13 protein-coding genes are annotated in these 15,387 nt (G+C 64.5%); 9 read left to right on the plus strand and 4 right to left on the minus strand.

Translation table 11 applies throughout. From position 1 onward, the window contains the following. The 4 genes from D3260_RS15115 to D3260_RS15130 form a co-directional block, all read left to right on the plus strand. Nucleotides 1–239: integrase core domain-containing protein (locus tag D3260_RS15115; protein WP_147418222.1), on the plus strand; the 239-nt coding region annotated here is incomplete at its 5' end. Nucleotides 240–461: 222 nt separating this feature from the next. Next, on the plus strand, nt 462–2,063 hold the full coding sequence (locus D3260_RS15120; RefSeq protein ID WP_120099445.1) for a DHA2 family efflux MFS transporter permease subunit: 1,602 nt from the start codon (nt 462–464) through the stop codon (nt 2,061–2,063). A gap of 27 nt (nt 2,064–2,090) precedes the next feature. Continuing rightward, a complete protein-coding gene (locus tag D3260_RS15125) occupies nt 2,091–3,404 on the plus strand; it encodes an HlyD family secretion protein (RefSeq protein WP_120099446.1) in 1,314 nt (437 codons plus the stop codon). Nucleotides 3,405–3,829: 425 nt separating this feature from the next. After that, nucleotides 3,830–4,135 (plus strand): hypothetical protein, encoded by a 306-nt coding sequence (locus tag D3260_RS15130; protein WP_233544103.1) that lies wholly within the window; start codon nt 3,830–3,832, stop codon nt 4,133–4,135. Nucleotides 4,136–4,571: 436 nt separating this feature from the next. Here D3260_RS15130 and D3260_RS15135 read toward each other — a convergent pair whose 3' ends face one another. After that, nucleotides 4,572–5,867 carry a GGDEF domain-containing protein gene (locus tag D3260_RS15135; RefSeq protein WP_120099448.1) on the minus strand — a complete coding sequence of 432 codons (1,296 nt, stop codon included), beginning with the start codon at nt 5,865–5,867 and terminating at the stop codon, nt 4,572–4,574. 85 nt (nt 5,868–5,952) lie between these two features. On the opposite strand from D3260_RS15135, the gene D3260_RS15140 reads away from it, so the two are divergent. The 5 genes from D3260_RS15140 (at nt 5,953) to D3260_RS15160 (ending at nt 11,564) form a co-directional block, all read left to right on the plus strand. Further along, nucleotides 5,953–6,708, plus strand: a complete 756-nt coding sequence (locus D3260_RS15140) for an SDR family oxidoreductase (protein ID WP_120099449.1) — start codon at nt 5,953–5,955, stop codon at nt 6,706–6,708. A 284-nt stretch (nt 6,709–6,992) separates the two neighbouring features. After that, a complete protein-coding gene (locus tag D3260_RS15145) occupies nt 6,993–8,000 on the plus strand; it encodes an autoinducer 2 ABC transporter substrate-binding protein (protein WP_120099450.1) in 1,008 nt (335 codons plus the stop codon). Nucleotides 8,001–8,070: 70 nt separating this feature from the next. Further along, nucleotides 8,071–9,621, plus strand: a complete 1,551-nt coding sequence (locus D3260_RS15150; RefSeq protein ID WP_120099451.1) for a sugar ABC transporter ATP-binding protein — start codon at nt 8,071–8,073, stop codon at nt 9,619–9,621. After that, nucleotides 9,621–10,592 carry an ABC transporter permease gene (locus D3260_RS15155; RefSeq protein ID WP_120099452.1) on the plus strand — a complete coding sequence of 324 codons (972 nt, stop codon included), beginning with the start codon at nt 9,621–9,623 and terminating at the stop codon, nt 10,590–10,592. The genes D3260_RS15150 and D3260_RS15155 overlap by 1 nt, the downstream gene beginning before the upstream one ends. A gap of 12 nt (nt 10,593–10,604) precedes the next feature. Continuing rightward, a complete protein-coding gene (locus tag D3260_RS15160) occupies nt 10,605–11,564 on the plus strand; it encodes an ABC transporter permease (protein WP_120099453.1) in 960 nt (319 codons plus the stop codon). A 630-nt stretch (nt 11,565–12,194) separates the two neighbouring features. On the opposite strand, the gene D3260_RS15165 is transcribed toward D3260_RS15160, so the two are convergent. The 3 genes from D3260_RS15165 to D3260_RS15175 are packed head-to-tail and all read right to left on the minus strand — an operon-like array spanning nt 12,195 to nt 15,270. Continuing rightward, nucleotides 12,195–13,634, minus strand: a complete 1,440-nt coding sequence (locus D3260_RS15165) for a sugar porter family MFS transporter (protein ID WP_120099454.1) — start codon at nt 13,632–13,634, stop codon at nt 12,195–12,197. A gap of 33 nt (nt 13,635–13,667) precedes the next feature. Continuing rightward, nucleotides 13,668–14,468, minus strand: coding sequence for an SDR family NAD(P)-dependent oxidoreductase (locus D3260_RS15170; protein ID WP_120099455.1), 801 nt, complete (start codon nt 14,466–14,468; stop codon nt 13,668–13,670). A gap of 22 nt (nt 14,469–14,490) precedes the next feature. Then, nucleotides 14,491–15,270, minus strand: a complete 780-nt coding sequence (locus D3260_RS15175; protein ID WP_120099494.1) for an SDR family NAD(P)-dependent oxidoreductase — start codon at nt 15,268–15,270, stop codon at nt 14,491–14,493. Between the last annotated feature and the right edge of the window lie 117 nt (nt 15,271–15,387).

A 15,387-nucleotide genomic window follows, 5' to 3' on the forward strand; every position in this document is an offset into this window, starting at 1 on the left:
ACAAGCGCACCCGGCCGTACCGGCCGCGGACCAACGGCAAAGCCGAGCGCTGGATACAGACGGCACTGCACGAATGGGCCTATGCCCGGGTCTATCAAAACGCCGATGAGCGTGCGAACTATCTGCCGTACTGGCTGCATGACTACAACTGGCACCGGCCGCATGCCAGCCTGAACCATCAACCGCCGATCAGCCGGCTGGGCTTATCCGTGAACAATGTGGTGGGTTTACACACCTAGAAGACAAAAAAGCCGCCGGGCCCGCCCCCTCGGCTTTTTTTAATGCCATGACCGGATGATGCGTCGTCGTGGCCCCGATCCTTCGCGCTCGTGGCCCGATGGCGAGCCACGCATGACGGATCGGACATCGGGCGCGTCGCTGCGCATCGGCGACGTCATCGCCGGTTATCGTGTACCCTACACAGTTCTATTCGTTGTATTCCCCACGCATCCCGGAGCCGCATGACCCAGGTGGAGGCCATGTTCGAGCGCTACGGGCCGCGATACCGTCTTTACGTCACGATCACGGTATTGCTCGGCCTCGTCGCCCTCGGCATGTCGATCACGATCGTCAATGTCGCCACGCCCTATATCCGGGGCGCGTTCGGCATGAGCGCCTCGCAGGTCCAGTGGCTGTCGACGGGTTTTCTCGCCGCGACCACAGTCACGTTGCTGGTCTCGCCCTGGCTGATGGCGGCCTTCGGCCAGCGCAAGACCTATGTCGGGCTGCTACTGGTGTTCATCGCGGCCTCGCTGCTGGGCGGCTGGTCCGAAAGCATGGGCATGGTGATCGCCGCGCGGGTCGTCCAGGGGGCGATGACCGGCATCATCCGCCCGGTGGCGCTGGAAGCCTTGTTCATGGTCTATCCGCCGGACAAGCGCGGTCTGGCCACGGCCATCTACGGCATGAGCCTGGGGCTGCCGCTGACGCTGGCCAGCGTGGTCGGGGGGTATCTCGTCCACGATTTCTCCTGGCGCTACGTCTTTTTCATCGTGCTGCCGATCTGCGTGGCCGCGATCCTGATGGGGCTGGTGTTTCTGCCCGATCGCGAGGAGGACGGCCCGATCCCGAAACTCGACTGGGTCGGCGCAAGCGTGCTGTTCGTCGCGATCTTCTCGCTGCTGGCCGCGCTGGCCAACGGCCAGCGCTGGACCTGGGGCAGTGCCGGCGTGCTCTGGCTGGTGACCATCGCGATCGTGGGCACGGCGTTTTTCATCTGGTGGGAGCCGCGCCAGCAACGACCGATCCTCGATCTCGACATTTTCAAGACGAAGGAATTTCTGGCCGGTTCGATCGTCCTGTTCCTGTTCGGGGGCGCCTTCTATGGCGTGATGTATCTGCTGCCGCAGTTCATGGATGCGATCCTGGAATACAGCCCGATCACGTCGGGGCTGCTGTTCACGCCCTCGACACTGGTACTGGCGGTTCTGGTGCCGCTGGTCGGCAAGTTCTCGGATCGAATCCCGCCGCACTGGATCACCGTGCCGGCACTCGCCGTGACTGCGTTCGCCACGTGGCGGTTCGCCGGCGCCGACTGGAACAGCTCGTTCTTTTCCCTCGCGCTCTCGATGGCGCTGGTCGCCACCGGCATGGCCGTGGTGCCACCGCCGACGCTGTCACGCTCGATCGCCTCGTTGCCACCGCGTCTGATCGGCTACGGTTCCGGCGCGATCAACTTCGCGCTTCAGCTGGGCGGCGCCTTCGGCACCGTCATCCTGGTCGCCATGCTCGACCGTCGCACGGCCCTGCACAGCGCCCAGCTCACGCATCAGGGGCTGACGCCCGGCAACCCGATAGCCATGGAATCGTTGCGTCAGTACAGCGAGATCGCGGCACGAACGGGTACGTCCGAGGTGTATCAACAGGCCGCCGGCTCGGTGTTGCTGTCCCGAGTCGATGCCATCTGGGCAACGATCTATGCCTATCAGGACGGCTTTCTGATGGTGGCCGTCGCTCTGGTGACGGTGATCCCGCCGTCCTATCTGCTCTCGCGCTGGGGGTTGGCGAGAACGCGCATGCATTGCGCGCGCGAAAAAGGCCTCCCCCAGGGCGAGCGCGCGTGACCCGACACAATAACGACTCGTAGGACTATGGCCCACGCAACATCCGAATCCGCCGAATCGAAGCCGCTGCGCTCGAACAACCGTCGCTGGCTCAAGCTGGCGGCGATCGTCATTGCGGCTGTCGTCGTGCTCGTCTGGCTGGCGTTCTGGCTGTATCACCGCATGACGCACGTCTCGGAAAACGATGCCCGTGTGGCCTCGCACGAGATCACCGTGTCGTCGCGGCTGCCCGGACGCGTGACCGGCTTCGATCTCATCGAGGGCGATCGTCTCGCCGAGGGCGACACCGTCGCCCAACTCTACAGCCGACCGGACCAACTCGAGCTCGAGCGCATGCAGGCGCAGGTCGAACACATCAAGACACAGCTGTCTCTGGCCAATCAGCAGATCAGCGGTGGCGTCGACTCGGCGCAGGCCATGCTGGCGGCCGATCGGGCCGCGGTTCAAGCCGCCAAGGCCCGCATGGGCAAGGCACACGATAACTACGTCCGGGCTCAGAATCTCTACGAGGCCAAGGGCGGCACCGAGAAACAGCGGGATATCTATCGCTTCGATTATCAGTCGGCCAAGGCAGAATATCAGCGCGCCCAGAGCCAGGTGCAACAGGACGAGGTCGCGGTCACCAACGCCCGTACCGGGTTGCTGAGCGCTGGCCAGATCACCAATCCCGACGTACTGAAGTCACAGCTCAAGATCGCCAGGGCCCGTCTGGCACATCAACAGAACATGATCGACGATCTACGGGTGGCCAGCCCCATTCACGGCGTCGTCGACCGCACGTTCATCGAGCAGGCCGAGTACATCTCCGCCGGCCAGCCGATCCTGATGATGCACGACCCGAACGACGTGTGGATCGAGGCCAATATCAAGGAGACCGAGGTTGCCGATCTGGCGGTCGGCCAGCCTGTCGACGTGCATGTCGATGCCCGACCGGACACGACCTACAAGGGCCATGTCCAGGTCATCGGAGGGGCTGCCACCAACCAGTTCGCGCTACTACCCGACCCGAATCCGTCCGGCAACTTCACCAAGATCACCCAGCGCATTCCGGTGCGCATCGCAATCGATCAGGGCCCCAAGCCCAAACTGTCGCCGGGCATGATGGTCGAAGTCGATATCAATATCACGGCGCCGGGCAAACCGAATGCTCGCCAGCAGCAAACGCCGATCAAAACCCGCGACGAACAGGTCGCCCCGCCCGCCGATGCGGGGGCCTCAAGCCCGTCGCGCGAGGATCGTCTCGGCCAGACTCATACATCGGACGACGCGGCCGACGACACCTCGGCGCTGGCCCAGTCTCCCGCCGCCACCCTCGTCGCTCGAACCGACACACGGCACTGAGGGCGCCGCCCGAGACCGCGAACAGGCCGGTCCCGGGCGCCGCTTCGCTCGCCTGGCCTCGGGCCCGGGCTCGTACGCGACAGCTACAGACCCAAGGGCGTGTTGATGTTTCGTGCGAGTCCGCGCCAAGCGCGCCCTGAAATTGACGATGGGCGGCAAGACGCGGCGTAGTGCGCGCCGTGCAGCCATGCTGCACCCGCGGGCTACAACGCTGGATTGCCGTCGTGTTTTTGATTTTGGGCGCTTGTCCCTTCGGGTGGGGCCGCCCATGAAAAATCGACGATGGGCGCCCTGCGGCGTTGCGAGTCTGGATCGTGGCACGCCACGATACGGCGACTCGCGCCGTGCCGGACACACGGCGGTCTCTCGACGAAAAGGCCCTCGAACGAAACCTCAACACGCCCTAGACTGACGAATCGATTTTCATGGGGAGCGGCATGTCGCCCAACGGGCTGTTTCACTGGGTCGGCGAGCAGATCGGACGCTTGATCCGGGCCATCGTCGATGGCCTGGCCTGGTTCTTCGGCCATATCTTCGGGGCGATCGACAGTTTCTACGGGGGACTGGCGGACGAGCTCGGCATCGGTCGCTCGATGACCGCGCTGATCATTCTCGTGATCGGTCTTGTGCTGCTGTTGAGCGGTCTGCGCCACGCCATGCGTCGCCGGCTCGTATCGGGCCTGCTGATTGGCGGACTCGGCGTTTTGTTACTCGGCTGGCTGATTCACTAGGGCCTGTTGATGTTTCGTGCGAGTCCGCGCCCAGTGCGCCCTGAAATTGACGATGGGCGGCAAGACGAGGCGTCGCAGGCATAGCGTGTCATTCTGCGCCAGCCTGCTAGAACGCTGTATTGCCGTCATGTTTTTGATTTTGGGGCGCTTGTCCCGAAGAGTTGGGCCACAAATCCCGCCCGGCGGCGTTGCGAGCCTTGATCGTGGCACGCCACGCTCGGCAACTAGCGCCTTGCCGGACACGCTGCGGTCTCTCGACGAAAAGGCGCTCGAACGAAACATCAACAGGCCCTAAGACGAACGCCAATCGCTGTATTGTCGTCCGGAAATTCGCCAGACGACGTGCCAAGCCCGGCATCGCTAGGCGTATGCGAAAACTCGATGACACGCCCCGGCGGCCCGGGGGCTCATCGTCGCCAACGCCGCTGGCGCGTATTCAGCCCGTCACGGCATACCCGAGCAGCGTGTTCGGGTCTCGCCATTCGCGAATCGATGCAATCCGCACGCAGTTGCGCCCGGCGGCCTTGGCCCGATAAAGACGCCGATCAGCCTCTCCGATGATCTCGTCCAGCGGCGTCGTCAGCCGATCCGGGGCCACCCAGCAGACGCCGATGCTCACACTCAGCCAGCGATGCGCCTGGGAACTGGCCGGCCTGATCTGCAGCGCTTCAATCGCCGAGCGCACCCGATCGGCCAGCCCCTGCGTGTCGGCCTCTTCGATATCCGTCCAGAACACGAGGAATTCCTCGCCCCCGTAGCGACCACAGACATCGTTGCGACGCGCACACGGGCGCAGCGCATCGGCGACCCGTCGTAATGCGGTATCGCCGGCCTGATGGCCATATTCGTTGTTGTAGGCCCCGAAACCGTCGATATCCACCAGGGCCAGTCCCACGCCGCGACCGGCCCTGGCTGCGCTCGTCGGTTTCAGCGCGTTATGGAGCGCAGCCTCCAGCGCCGGCCGATTGAACAGCGATGTCAGGCCGTCGTAACGCGCCATGTAACGCAGGAGCGTTTCGTTGAGCCACGACCAGCGTATGAAATATTCGAGCGAATATCCCGAACAGAACCCGATAGCCACAATCACCCCGCTGGCGAAGATGTGATAACGCGTGGTCAGCGTCGGCTCGACCCAGGCATGCTCGACAAAAACCGCCAGCAGCAGCCCGACCACGCCCGCCGGCACGGCGACCCAGAAATGCAGGCGCGAGAGCGTGAACAAGGCCAGCAACGTGGCTGCGGCCAGTTCGAGCGGCATCGGGAAACCGACGGCGGCGTCGAAGACACGCTGTGTCATGAGCCCCGCAAGCGTGACGTAGACTGCCAGCAGGGTCGCGACGTCGGAACACCGCGCACGCGGTCGCAACAGAATCGCCACAGCCGCGAGTACCAGCATCGGCAACTGCACGCTGAGCTGTATCACGCGGGAGACAGCCTCGGCATCGGGCGGCAGGCCAAGAGCCCGTACGTCCAGTACGACCGAGAGCAGCGTCGCGGCCAGACCGATGAAAATCATCGCCAGCCGACTGTATTGCCCCGTCCTGCGAAAATACGTCCGGAACTCGGCCTCGACACGCGGCTGAAACCGCAGCCAGCGAAAACCGAGCCGCAACTGCTCGGAAATGTCACTGACGCGCGCGGCGGCATCGCCGCGCTGGTCCGCACACTCCCATTCGTCAGGCTCAAGCGCACGATGACGCGTCAGCGTGGCCTGTGATACCGCTCCGTCCATGCACTATTACCCCCTTGGTACCCCGCATCGCGCCGCAACCCCACGACGTAACATGATCGGTACGACGAACATCCGTGAATATTAAATGAATACACCTGTTCTGGTGCAAGGCGGCGCCCATGGTCTGGGGTTGGCGCTGGTCACCGCGCTGTTGACCGATGAATCGCTGCACGTCACCGCCACCACCCGCGACCCGGCCGCCGCGGATGCGTTATCCGCCCTCCAGCAGAAACACGGCGAACAGCGACTGGATATCCTGGCGCTGGATATCACCGACGAGGACAGCATTGCCCGGGCACGCACGCACATGGACGAACGTCACGGCCGGCTCGATCTGTTGATCAACTGCGCCGGGCTGTTGCACGACGAGGCCAACGGCATGTGGCCGGAAAAAAGACTGGCCGACATCGATCCCGCATATCTGGCCCGCAGCTTCGCCGTCAACGCCACCGGCCCCGCGCTGATGATCAAGCACTTCGCGGATCTGATGACCCACGGCGAGCGGGCCGTGCTGGCCAGCATCAGCGCCCGCATCGGCTCGATATCCGACAACGGCTACGGCGGCTGGTATGCCTATCGCGCGGCCAAGGCAGCCCAGAACCAGCTCACGCGAACTGCCGCGATCGAGCTCGCACGCAAGTCGCGGGCCTTGATCTGCGTGGGGCTTCATCCCGGCACCGTCGACACGGGCCTGTCGGCGCCGTTCCACAAGCGCGTTCCCGAAGGCCAGCTCCAGACGCCCACCCAGGCAGCCAAACATCTGCTCGGCGTCATTGCACAACTCTCACCGGCGGACTCGGGCGATCTGTTCGACTGGGCCGGTCAGCGTATCACCCCATAAGCCGGTCGCTGGCGTCGCCACACAAACCCAACAGCGGAGCCGACGCCCGCAATAAAAAGCAGATTCGATTCGATAACCTGACGTTATTGCAAACCGTCGTCATACTATCGCCTTATTTTCAGGCGCATCCAGGTCACGCACCTTCTTCGCATGGTCGTGGCCGTAAATGCCGATCGAACGCGATTTGCGCCGGGCACGAAATCAAGAAAACGATAAAACGACTGCATTAAAAAGCCACATAAAAACAGATCGCCCTCGGGGGCTGATCGCGGAGGAGAACCGGCATGTCGCGACACGCTTTTTTCAAACGATGGGCCGTTTTGGGCGGCACGACCCTGGCACTGGCACTCGGCAGCAGCGCGACCTGGGCCGAGCAGTACACCGTCGGGTTCGTGCCCAAGCTCGTCGGCATTCCCTACTTTGCCGCCATGAAGCAGGGCATGGACAAGGCCGGCAAGCAGTTCGACATGAAGATCGTGTATCAGGGTCCGAGTTCGGCGGATGTCGCTCAGCAGGTCAATATCGTCTCGAGCCTGATCAACCAGGGCGTGGACGCGATCGGCGTGGCTGCCAACAGCCCGACCGCCTTCGGCCCGATGGTCAAGAAGGCGCGCGACAAGAACATCGTGTTCTATTCCACCGACTCGCAGGTCGACGCCGACGGCAATCAGCTGCGCGTCTCCCAGGTCAATGACAAGGCACTGGGCTACAAGGTCATCGATGTACTGGCCGCGCAACTCAAGGCCAATACCGGCAAGACCAGCGGCAAGGTGGCCTTCGTCTCCGGTGGCTCCACGGCCACGAACCTGAATACGTGGATCAAGTTCATGAAGGCGCGTCTGGCCGACAAGTATCCGGACATCGAACTGGTCGACGTTCAGTACGGCGGCGAAGACGTTACCAAGGCGACCAACATCACGAACCAGCTGATCTCGGCCTATCCCGATCTGGACGGCATCGTCGGCGTGAACACCACATCCGTGCCCGGCGCGGCACAGGCAGTGCTCACCTCCGGCAAGAAGGGCCAGATCGCGGTAACCGGCATCACCGACCCGAACACCATCCGCCCGTATGTCATGAACGGCACGGTGAACAAGGTGGTGCTGTGGAACCCGATCGACCTGGGCTATCTGACCGGCTGGGGCGTCAAGCAACTGCTTGAAGGCAAGTCCTTCAAGCCGGTCAACGATGTGCCGGGCCTCGGCAAGGTCAAGTACGACGAACAGACCAAGACATTGCTGCTCGGCCCGCCCATGGTCATCGACAAGTCCAATATCCAGATGGACTTCTGATCGCCGGATTGGGCGCCCCGGCCGACACGCGTGACGTGTCGGCCGACCTGACCACTTCGAGAGGGCTCCGATGGCAAGCTTCGAACTGCGCGGCGTGGGCAAACGCTTCGGCGGTGTGCGCGCCCTGGACGATATCGATATCCGCTTCGAGTCGGGTCGGGTGCACGCCCTGCTCGGCGAGAACGGCGCCGGCAAATCCACGCTGATCAAGATCCTGACCGGCGCGGTCACCCCGACCAACGGCGAGATCCGGGTCGACGACACGACGGTCACCATCGATTCACCGCGTCGGGCTCAGGAACTGGGCATCGCCGCTGTCTATCAGGAGCCGACCGTCTATCCGCACATGACGGTCCGCGAAAACCTGTTCATGGGGCAGGAGCTGCGCGGCCGCAGCGGCATGCTCGACCGCCGGGCGATGACGGCCGCGGCCAAGCCGTTGCTGGCGCGGCTGCGGCTCGATCCGTCGATCCTGTCGCGTCGCATGTCGAGCCTGTCGATCGGCTATCAGCAACTCGTGCTGATCACCCAGGCTTTGCTGCGCGACACCCGCCTGCTGATCTTCGACGAGCCGACCTCGATTCTCTCGCGCGAGGAAACCGCGCGGCTGTTCGAGATCATCGGCGAGCTACGCGAAGCCGGTACGGCCATCGTCTATATCACGCACCGGATGGAGGAGATCCATCAGATCGCCGACGAAGTCACGGTGCTGACCAACGGCGAGCGTCGGGGCACCTATCCCATCGCCGAGGTCTCCACCGAACGGATGCTGTCGCTGATGACCGGTGGCCACGGCAGCGCCCGTGACCGCGAGCCCGCCAGCGAGACGGTGCAGCGCGAACGCCGGCCCATGCTCGAAGTCACGAATCTGAGCGTGGCGGGTCACTGCGAGGACATCAGCTGGCAACTGCCCGCGGGCTGTATCACCGGGCTGTATGGCCTGGTCGGTTCGGGGCGTTCCGAGGCCGCGCTTGCGCTCTACGGTCATATCCGGCCCAGCGCCGGCCGGATCCAGCTCGATGGCCAGACCATCCGTCCGCGGCATCCCGCCGATGCGATCAAGCTGGGGCTGGGCTATCTGCCCGAGGATCGTCAATTCCAGGGCGTGTTTCTCGACAAGTCCCTGGAACAGAATCTGACCTCCAACACGCTGCCGGGATTCTCGAATGTCTTCGACCTGCTCGATCTGGCGGGCATGCGACGCTTCACCACCGAGCTGATGAACCACTACAACATCAAGGCGCCGGGCGCGGATACGTCGATCGGCGACCTATCCGGCGGCAACCAGCAGAAAGGTCTGTTCTCGCGCTGGGCCAATCTGCCGCTCAAGGCCCTGATTCTCGACGAGCCGACCCGCGGCATCGATGTCGGCGCCAAGGACGAGATCCATCGTTTCATCCGGCATCTGGCCGATCGCGGCATGGCCGTGGGCGTGATCTCGTCCGATCTGGATGAAGTCCTGGCCGTATCGGACCGTATCATCGTCATGCGTGAAGGCCGCATCGCCGACACCTTCGAGCACGGCCCGCACAGCGCTGAAACCGTGCTCGCCAGCGCCATCGGCTCGGCCGACGACGACAACCGGGCGGCCCATCACGACACCACCGAGGAGAGCGCCTGATGGCAACCCCGGCCTCGTCGGGCCTGAACTGGCCCAGCTGGATCAATGTCTCGGTTCGCGAACTGTTGCTCGTGGTCGGCGTGATCGTGATCACGGCCGGCATCTCGATCGGCTCAAGCGGCAATTTCTGGGCCGCCTCGAACCTGACCAATCTGATGATCAGCACCGCGATCACGCTCGTGCCGGCCATCGGCATGACCGTGATCATCGTCACCGGCGGCATCGATGTCTCGGTCGGCTCCATGCTCGGCCTGGTCGCCGTGGCCGGCGGCACGGCCTTTGAATACGGCCTGGGGCTGGCCGCTGCCACGCCGGTGTTCCTGATCGCGGGCGCGATCCTCGGGCTGATCAACGGCGCGCTGATCACCTACGGCCGCGTGCCGCCGGTGATCGCCACGCTCGGCACGTTGAGTGTCTATCGGGCCGCGGCCTTTCTGTTTCTGGGCAACCACTGGATCACCATGATCCCGCCGTCGGTCACTGAAACCATGGTGCTGACCCAGCCCCTGGGCGTGCCGGTCGCGGTCTGGATCGCGCTCGTGCTCCTGGCGCTCGGCATGGTCTTTCTGGCCCGGCTGCCGCGGGGCCGGCACATCTTTGCCATCGGCAACAACGAAAACGCCGCCCGGCTCAACGGTATTCCGGTCGAGCGCATCAAGCTCGCCGCCTACACCCTGACCGGTGTGCTGGTCGGCGTGGCCGCCCTGATGAGCCTCGGCCACAGTCCGATGGTCCAGACCACGACCGGCACCGGTTTCGAGCTGACCGTGATCGCGGCGGTCGTGCTCGGCGGCACCGAGCTGACCGGCGGGCGTGGCTCGCTGCTCGGCACGCTGCTCGGCGCGATCCTCGTGGGTCTGGTGCAGAACGGCGTGGTCCTGCTTCACATCCAGCCATTCTGGTCCGGAGTGGTACTCGGCGTGATCATCCTCGTCTCGGTGGGCTCGGCCACCGTGCGGCGCAACGATTAGAAAGAGGGGCGCATGAATCGCATCGATTGGACCGGCCGGGCGCCGGTACTGCTTGTCATCAGCCTGATTACCCTCATCGGCGTCAGCATCGGCGCGCCGGGCATCTGGAGCACCGACAACCTTTTCGCCATGGGCGTGCTGGCCGTGGAAATCGGCATCATCGCGTTGGGCCAGACCTTCGTGATCAACACCGGCGGCATCGATCTGTCGGTCGGGGCGATCTTCGCCCTCGCCCAGGTCGTCATGGGTCTGGCGATGGTCGGCGGCGTGCCTTGGCCGCTGGCCGTGATGCTGGGCCTCGGCGTCGGCGTACTCTGTGGCCTGGTCAACGGCCTGGCCACGGTCTGGCTGCGCGTGCCGGCCATCATCGTGACGCTGGCCACCATGTTCGCCTTCAGCGGTCTGGCGCTCGTCATCACCAGCGGCATCGATGTCAGCGGCTTCCCGGAGGGCTTCGCCGTCCTCGGCCAGGGCACGATCGGTTCGGTGCCGCTACAGATCGTGGCCATCTACCTGCCGCTGCTGGTATTGCTGGCCGTCGTGCAGTGGCGCACGCGTTTCGGGCGGCTCGTACACCTGACCGGGACCAACACCCTCGCCGCGCGACTGACCGGCATCCGGATCGGCCGTGTCCAGATCGCGACCTTCGTCATCGCCGGGGGCCTGGCCGCACTGGCCGGTGCCATCAACGCCTCGCGCCTGACCACCGCCCGTCCGGACGCCGGGGCGACCGATAACCTGATCAGCATCGCCATCGTCGTGCTCGGCGGCTCGTCGATCTTCGGCGGCAAGGGCAGCGTCGTCGGCACCGCGCTGGCCACACTGGTCATCGCCCTCGTCAACTATGGCCTGAGCTTCAACAACCTGAACGCGATCTACCAATCCGGCCTGATCGGCCTGATCCTGATCGTGGCGGTCCTCATGCAGAACATCATGCTGAGTATTCAGCAACGTCGCGCCGCCGCCACGTAGGCACGGCTGCTGTCTCGAGCATGGCCGTCGAACCGGGCGATCGCGACTGTCGCCATGGCTCTGCATCGCGTCGGCAAGATCTGACCAGCCGGTCACGAGCCGCGAACGACGGGAGGCAGGCCGCGGGATTGCCTCGGACTCTGCCGCGCGTCGCCGCGCTTGCGACGGGAGGCAGGTCGTGGCGAGCGATGCCTATGCGTATCAGTCGGCCGCCCCGTCTTACCGTCGTCGCGGTCGACGGCAGCGGGCCCATGGCTTGCGCCAGGCGGCCCCCGGGGCGGCACTGAGCCGATGCCGTCAGACCTGTATCGGATCGTTTATCTTTCGGCCTGCAAGGTCGCGTCGGCGGGGCTCAAGCGACACGCAACTCGATTTCACCGGACGAATCGACAACATACGGCGCTCATCTCGTTGCGGACCGTTTAGGCGGTTCGTGAACACCTACCCGGCATGTCATTCGCCGGTTCGTGCGGTCGCCCCCCGCGCCAGGCCACAGCGCAACGCCGCCAATGCTCGCCCCGGCGCCCTTATCGCGCGCGTGTACGTCACCACGGCCGAACGATCGTGTCGGCGGCGAGCGTACGCGCCCGTACGCCCGCCGGGCATTGTGCTATTCGCTGCAGGCTGCCATCACACCGAGACAGCCGAGCTCGCCTTCTTCGTGGTCATCTGCTCGAGTCGTCGGCCATTGGTTTCGGCCACCATGCGCCAGACGAACAGCAATGAGGCAAACGCACAAAGCGCGTACAGACCGTAGGCCGCGTCCAGGCCGACGGTCGCCAGTATCGGGAACGTCATGCTGACCACGAAATTGGCCAGCCACTGGACGGCGGCACCGATCCCCAGCGCCATGGCTCGGATACGGTTGGGGAACATCTCGGCCAGCAATACCCAGACGACCGGCCCCCAACTCGCGCCGAAGCCGATCACATACAGATTGCCGGCCACCAGCGCGATCGGCCCCCACAGACCGGGTAACGACAGGGTGCCGTCGCGCATCACGGCCTGAGAAAACGCCAGCGCCATGGCCGTCAACGTGATCGTCATGATCGCCGAGCCGATCAGCAGCAACTGACGACGCCCCAGCCGATCAATGAGGGCGATGGCAATGAACGTTGCCACGATATTGGTCAGGGCCATGATGACGGAGATGGTGAACGAATCCGATTCGGCGAAACCAACCGACTGCCACAGTGTGGTCGAGTAATAGAAGATGACGTTGATTCCGACGAACTGCTGGAATACCGACAGTGCGATGCCGACCCAGACCAGCGGCAGCAGACCGTAGCGCGGACTCGTGATATCCCCGAACCGCTTGGTCCGATCATGGGCGACGGTATCCCGGATCTCGGCGATCTTGGCCCGGGCCGCGGCGCCGCGGGCGATCCCGACGACCGTCGCCAGCACATGCTCCGCCTCGGATTCCCGGCTCTTCTCAACGAGATAACGCGGCGACTCCGGCAGACTCAGCGCCAGCCCGGCGTAGATCAGCGCCGGCGCCAGCTCCGACAGGAACATCCAGCGCCAGGCCGCGAGGCCGAACCATGCCGAGGCGCTCGCACCGCCGGCCGAACGGGCGATGATCGCGCTGACCAGCAGTGCCGCAAAGATGCCGATCACGATCGACAGGAGCTGCAACGTACCCAGTCGTCCCCGTAGATGGGCCGGCGATACCTCGACGATATAGGCCGGGGCGATCACCGAGGCAAAACCGACCCCGATCCCCCCGACGAACCGCCAGCCGATGAGATCCCAGACCGTATAGGCCCATCCCGAGCCGAGCGCACTGATGGCCAGCAGCGCTGCCGCGATCAGCATGGTTCGCACCCGGCCGAAACGCTCGGCGCAGACGCCGGCATACCAGGCGCCGACCATCGCGCCGAGCAGCGCGAACGAGACCGTGAAGCCCAGCATCGCCGGCGACAGGCCATAGGCCTGCTGGATGGCGTCGACCGTGCCATTGATGATCGAACTGTCGAAACCGAACAGAAAGCCGCCCAGGGCAGCACTCGTGGTCATCCATAACAGCCGCCAGGAAAAGCGGCCGTCGTCGATTGTCGTGTTGGCCATCCTCATATCTCCGGCTTGGGGCCGACGGCGGACCTACTGGCCGCCACCGGCGATGGGCAGATTGGTACCAGTCATGTAGCTCGCGTCATCGCTGAGCAGGAACGCGACCACACCGGCAATCTCTTCGAGCTGGCCGTAGCGCGCCATCGGTACGCTGGCGATCATCTGGTCGGCGACGGTCGCCGGATCGCGGGCGTAGTAGGGACTGTCCGCGGCGGCCTGTTGTTCGACCTGGCGCTCCCACATGAAGCCGGGTCCGATGAAGCCCGGGCTCACCGCGTTGACCCGAATGGCATGGGGCGCCAGATCCTTGGCAGCCGTCAGGGTCAGACCGATCATCGCCGACTTGGACGCGGCGTAGGCCGGCATGTTGGGCGGGCCCGACACCCCGGCCATACTGGCGGTATTGACGATCGCCCCGCCGCCGGTGGCAACCATTCGGGCCGACACTGCCTGGAGGATGTGAAAAGCGCCGGTCACGTTGATCTGCATCACCCGCGCGAAATCCTCGCCCGGGTACTGGTGCACCGGCGCGAAAGCCCCCTGATAACCGGCATTGTTGAACAGGGCGTAGATCGGGCCGGCATGACGCTCGATCGCGCTGACCGTGTCGGCCACGGCGGCCGCATCGGTCACATCACAGACGTGGCGAGTGATCTCGACATCCTGACCGGCGAACCGATCGGCCACCGCGTCGAGTTTGTCGCGATCGATATCAAGCAGCGCGATGGCCGCGCCTTCGTCCGCCAGTCGGCGGGCCACGGCGTGGCCGATTTCGCCCGCACCTCCCGTGACCAGCACACGCCGACCGGCCATTCGTTTCATGTCAGCCATCAGTGATCTCCGTTGGTGCTTCTCAGAAAAGCGTGTAACCGCCGTCGAGTGTCAGCACTTCACCGGTGACGAAGCCCGATGCACGGCTGCTCAGATAGACGACGGCAGGCCCCAGCTCGGCCGGTTCAGCGGCACGCTGCATCGGCGCGTCGTCCAGCCAGTACCGCTTGAACTCCGGCCGATCGATCGGTGACATCTCCGTACGCACATAGCCCGGCGCGATGGCGTTGACGCGTACGCCGTAGGGCGCCCACTCGGCGGCCAGCGACCGGGTCAGGTGATGCACGGCCGCCTTTGAAGCGTTATAGGCCGGCTGCATCTGCGGGCGATTGACGATCATCCCCGACATCGAGCCGACGTTGACGATGCTGCCCTTGCCGCGGTCGATCATCTGGGCGCCGACTTGCTGGCAGCCGTACCAGAGACCGGTCACGTTCAGGTCCATGACGTCGGCGAAGCGCGCCGGGGCAACGTCGAGGGCGGGCTCGTGATAACAGATGCCGGCGTTGTTCACGAGAATATCGATCGGGGCGTCGATCGCCGCGATACCGTCCTGCCAGCTCTGATAATCCGTGACGTCCAAAGTAATCGCTCGCGCCACGTGACCGGCCGCCTCGAGCTCTGCCACCACCGACGCATTGCGTTCTGCGTTGCGTGCCGCGATCACCACCGTTGCGCCGGCCTGGCCCAGGGCGAAACACAGCGCACGGCCGATGCCCTGATTGCCGCCGGTCACGACGGCCGTTTGCCCGGACAGGTCGAAGACCTCTCGTATGTCGAACCCGGTCGCTGTATCACTCATGGCTTCCTCTTTTTGCATAGCTATGCATTGCTGATGCGGCCAACCCTAAAAAGCCATACTGGTTCCGGATATTGGCGATTGGTCGAACACGGCAGCCTTGCCCGATGGCCTGTCGGG

The sequence above is a fragment of the Salinisphaera sp. Q1T1-3 genome (assembly GCF_003602005.1).
Taxonomy (GTDB): Bacteria; Pseudomonadota; Gammaproteobacteria; order Nevskiales; family Salinisphaeraceae; genus Salinisphaera.

Excerpts from the sequence above, each read along its gene's own strand:
- D3260_RS15150 (WP_120099451.1), top strand. The coding sequence starts at position 8,071 with ATGGCAAGCTTCGAACTGCGCGGCGTGGGCAAACGCTTCGGCGGTGTG.
- D3260_RS15160 (WP_120099453.1), top strand. The coding sequence starts at position 10,605 with ATGAATCGCATCGATTGGACCGGCCGGGCGCCGGTACTGCTTGTCATC.
- D3260_RS15125 (WP_120099446.1), top strand. The coding sequence starts at position 2,091 with ATGGCCCACGCAACATCCGAATCCGCCGAATCGAAGCCGCTGCGCTCG.
- D3260_RS15145 (WP_120099450.1), top strand. The coding sequence starts at position 6,993 with ATGTCGCGACACGCTTTTTTCAAACGATGGGCCGTTTTGGGCGGCACG.
- D3260_RS15155 (WP_120099452.1), top strand. The coding sequence starts at position 9,621 with ATGGCAACCCCGGCCTCGTCGGGCCTGAACTGGCCCAGCTGGATCAAT.
- D3260_RS15140 (WP_120099449.1), top strand. The coding sequence starts at position 5,953 with ATGAATACACCTGTTCTGGTGCAAGGCGGCGCCCATGGTCTGGGGTTG.
- D3260_RS15130 (WP_233544103.1), top strand. The coding sequence starts at position 3,830 with ATGGGGAGCGGCATGTCGCCCAACGGGCTGTTTCACTGGGTCGGCGAG.
- D3260_RS15170 (WP_120099455.1), bottom strand. The coding sequence starts at position 14,468 with ATGGCTGACATGAAACGAATGGCCGGTCGGCGTGTGCTGGTCACGGGA.
- D3260_RS15135 (WP_120099448.1), bottom strand. The coding sequence starts at position 5,867 with ATGGACGGAGCGGTATCACAGGCCACGCTGACGCGTCATCGTGCGCTT.
- D3260_RS15165 (WP_120099454.1), bottom strand. The coding sequence starts at position 13,634 with ATGGCCAACACGACAATCGACGACGGCCGCTTTTCCTGGCGGCTGTTA.
- D3260_RS15175 (WP_120099494.1), bottom strand. The coding sequence starts at position 15,270 with ATGAGTGATACAGCGACCGGGTTCGACATACGAGAGGTCTTCGACCTG.
- D3260_RS15120 (WP_120099445.1), top strand. The coding sequence starts at position 462 with ATGACCCAGGTGGAGGCCATGTTCGAGCGCTACGGGCCGCGATACCGT.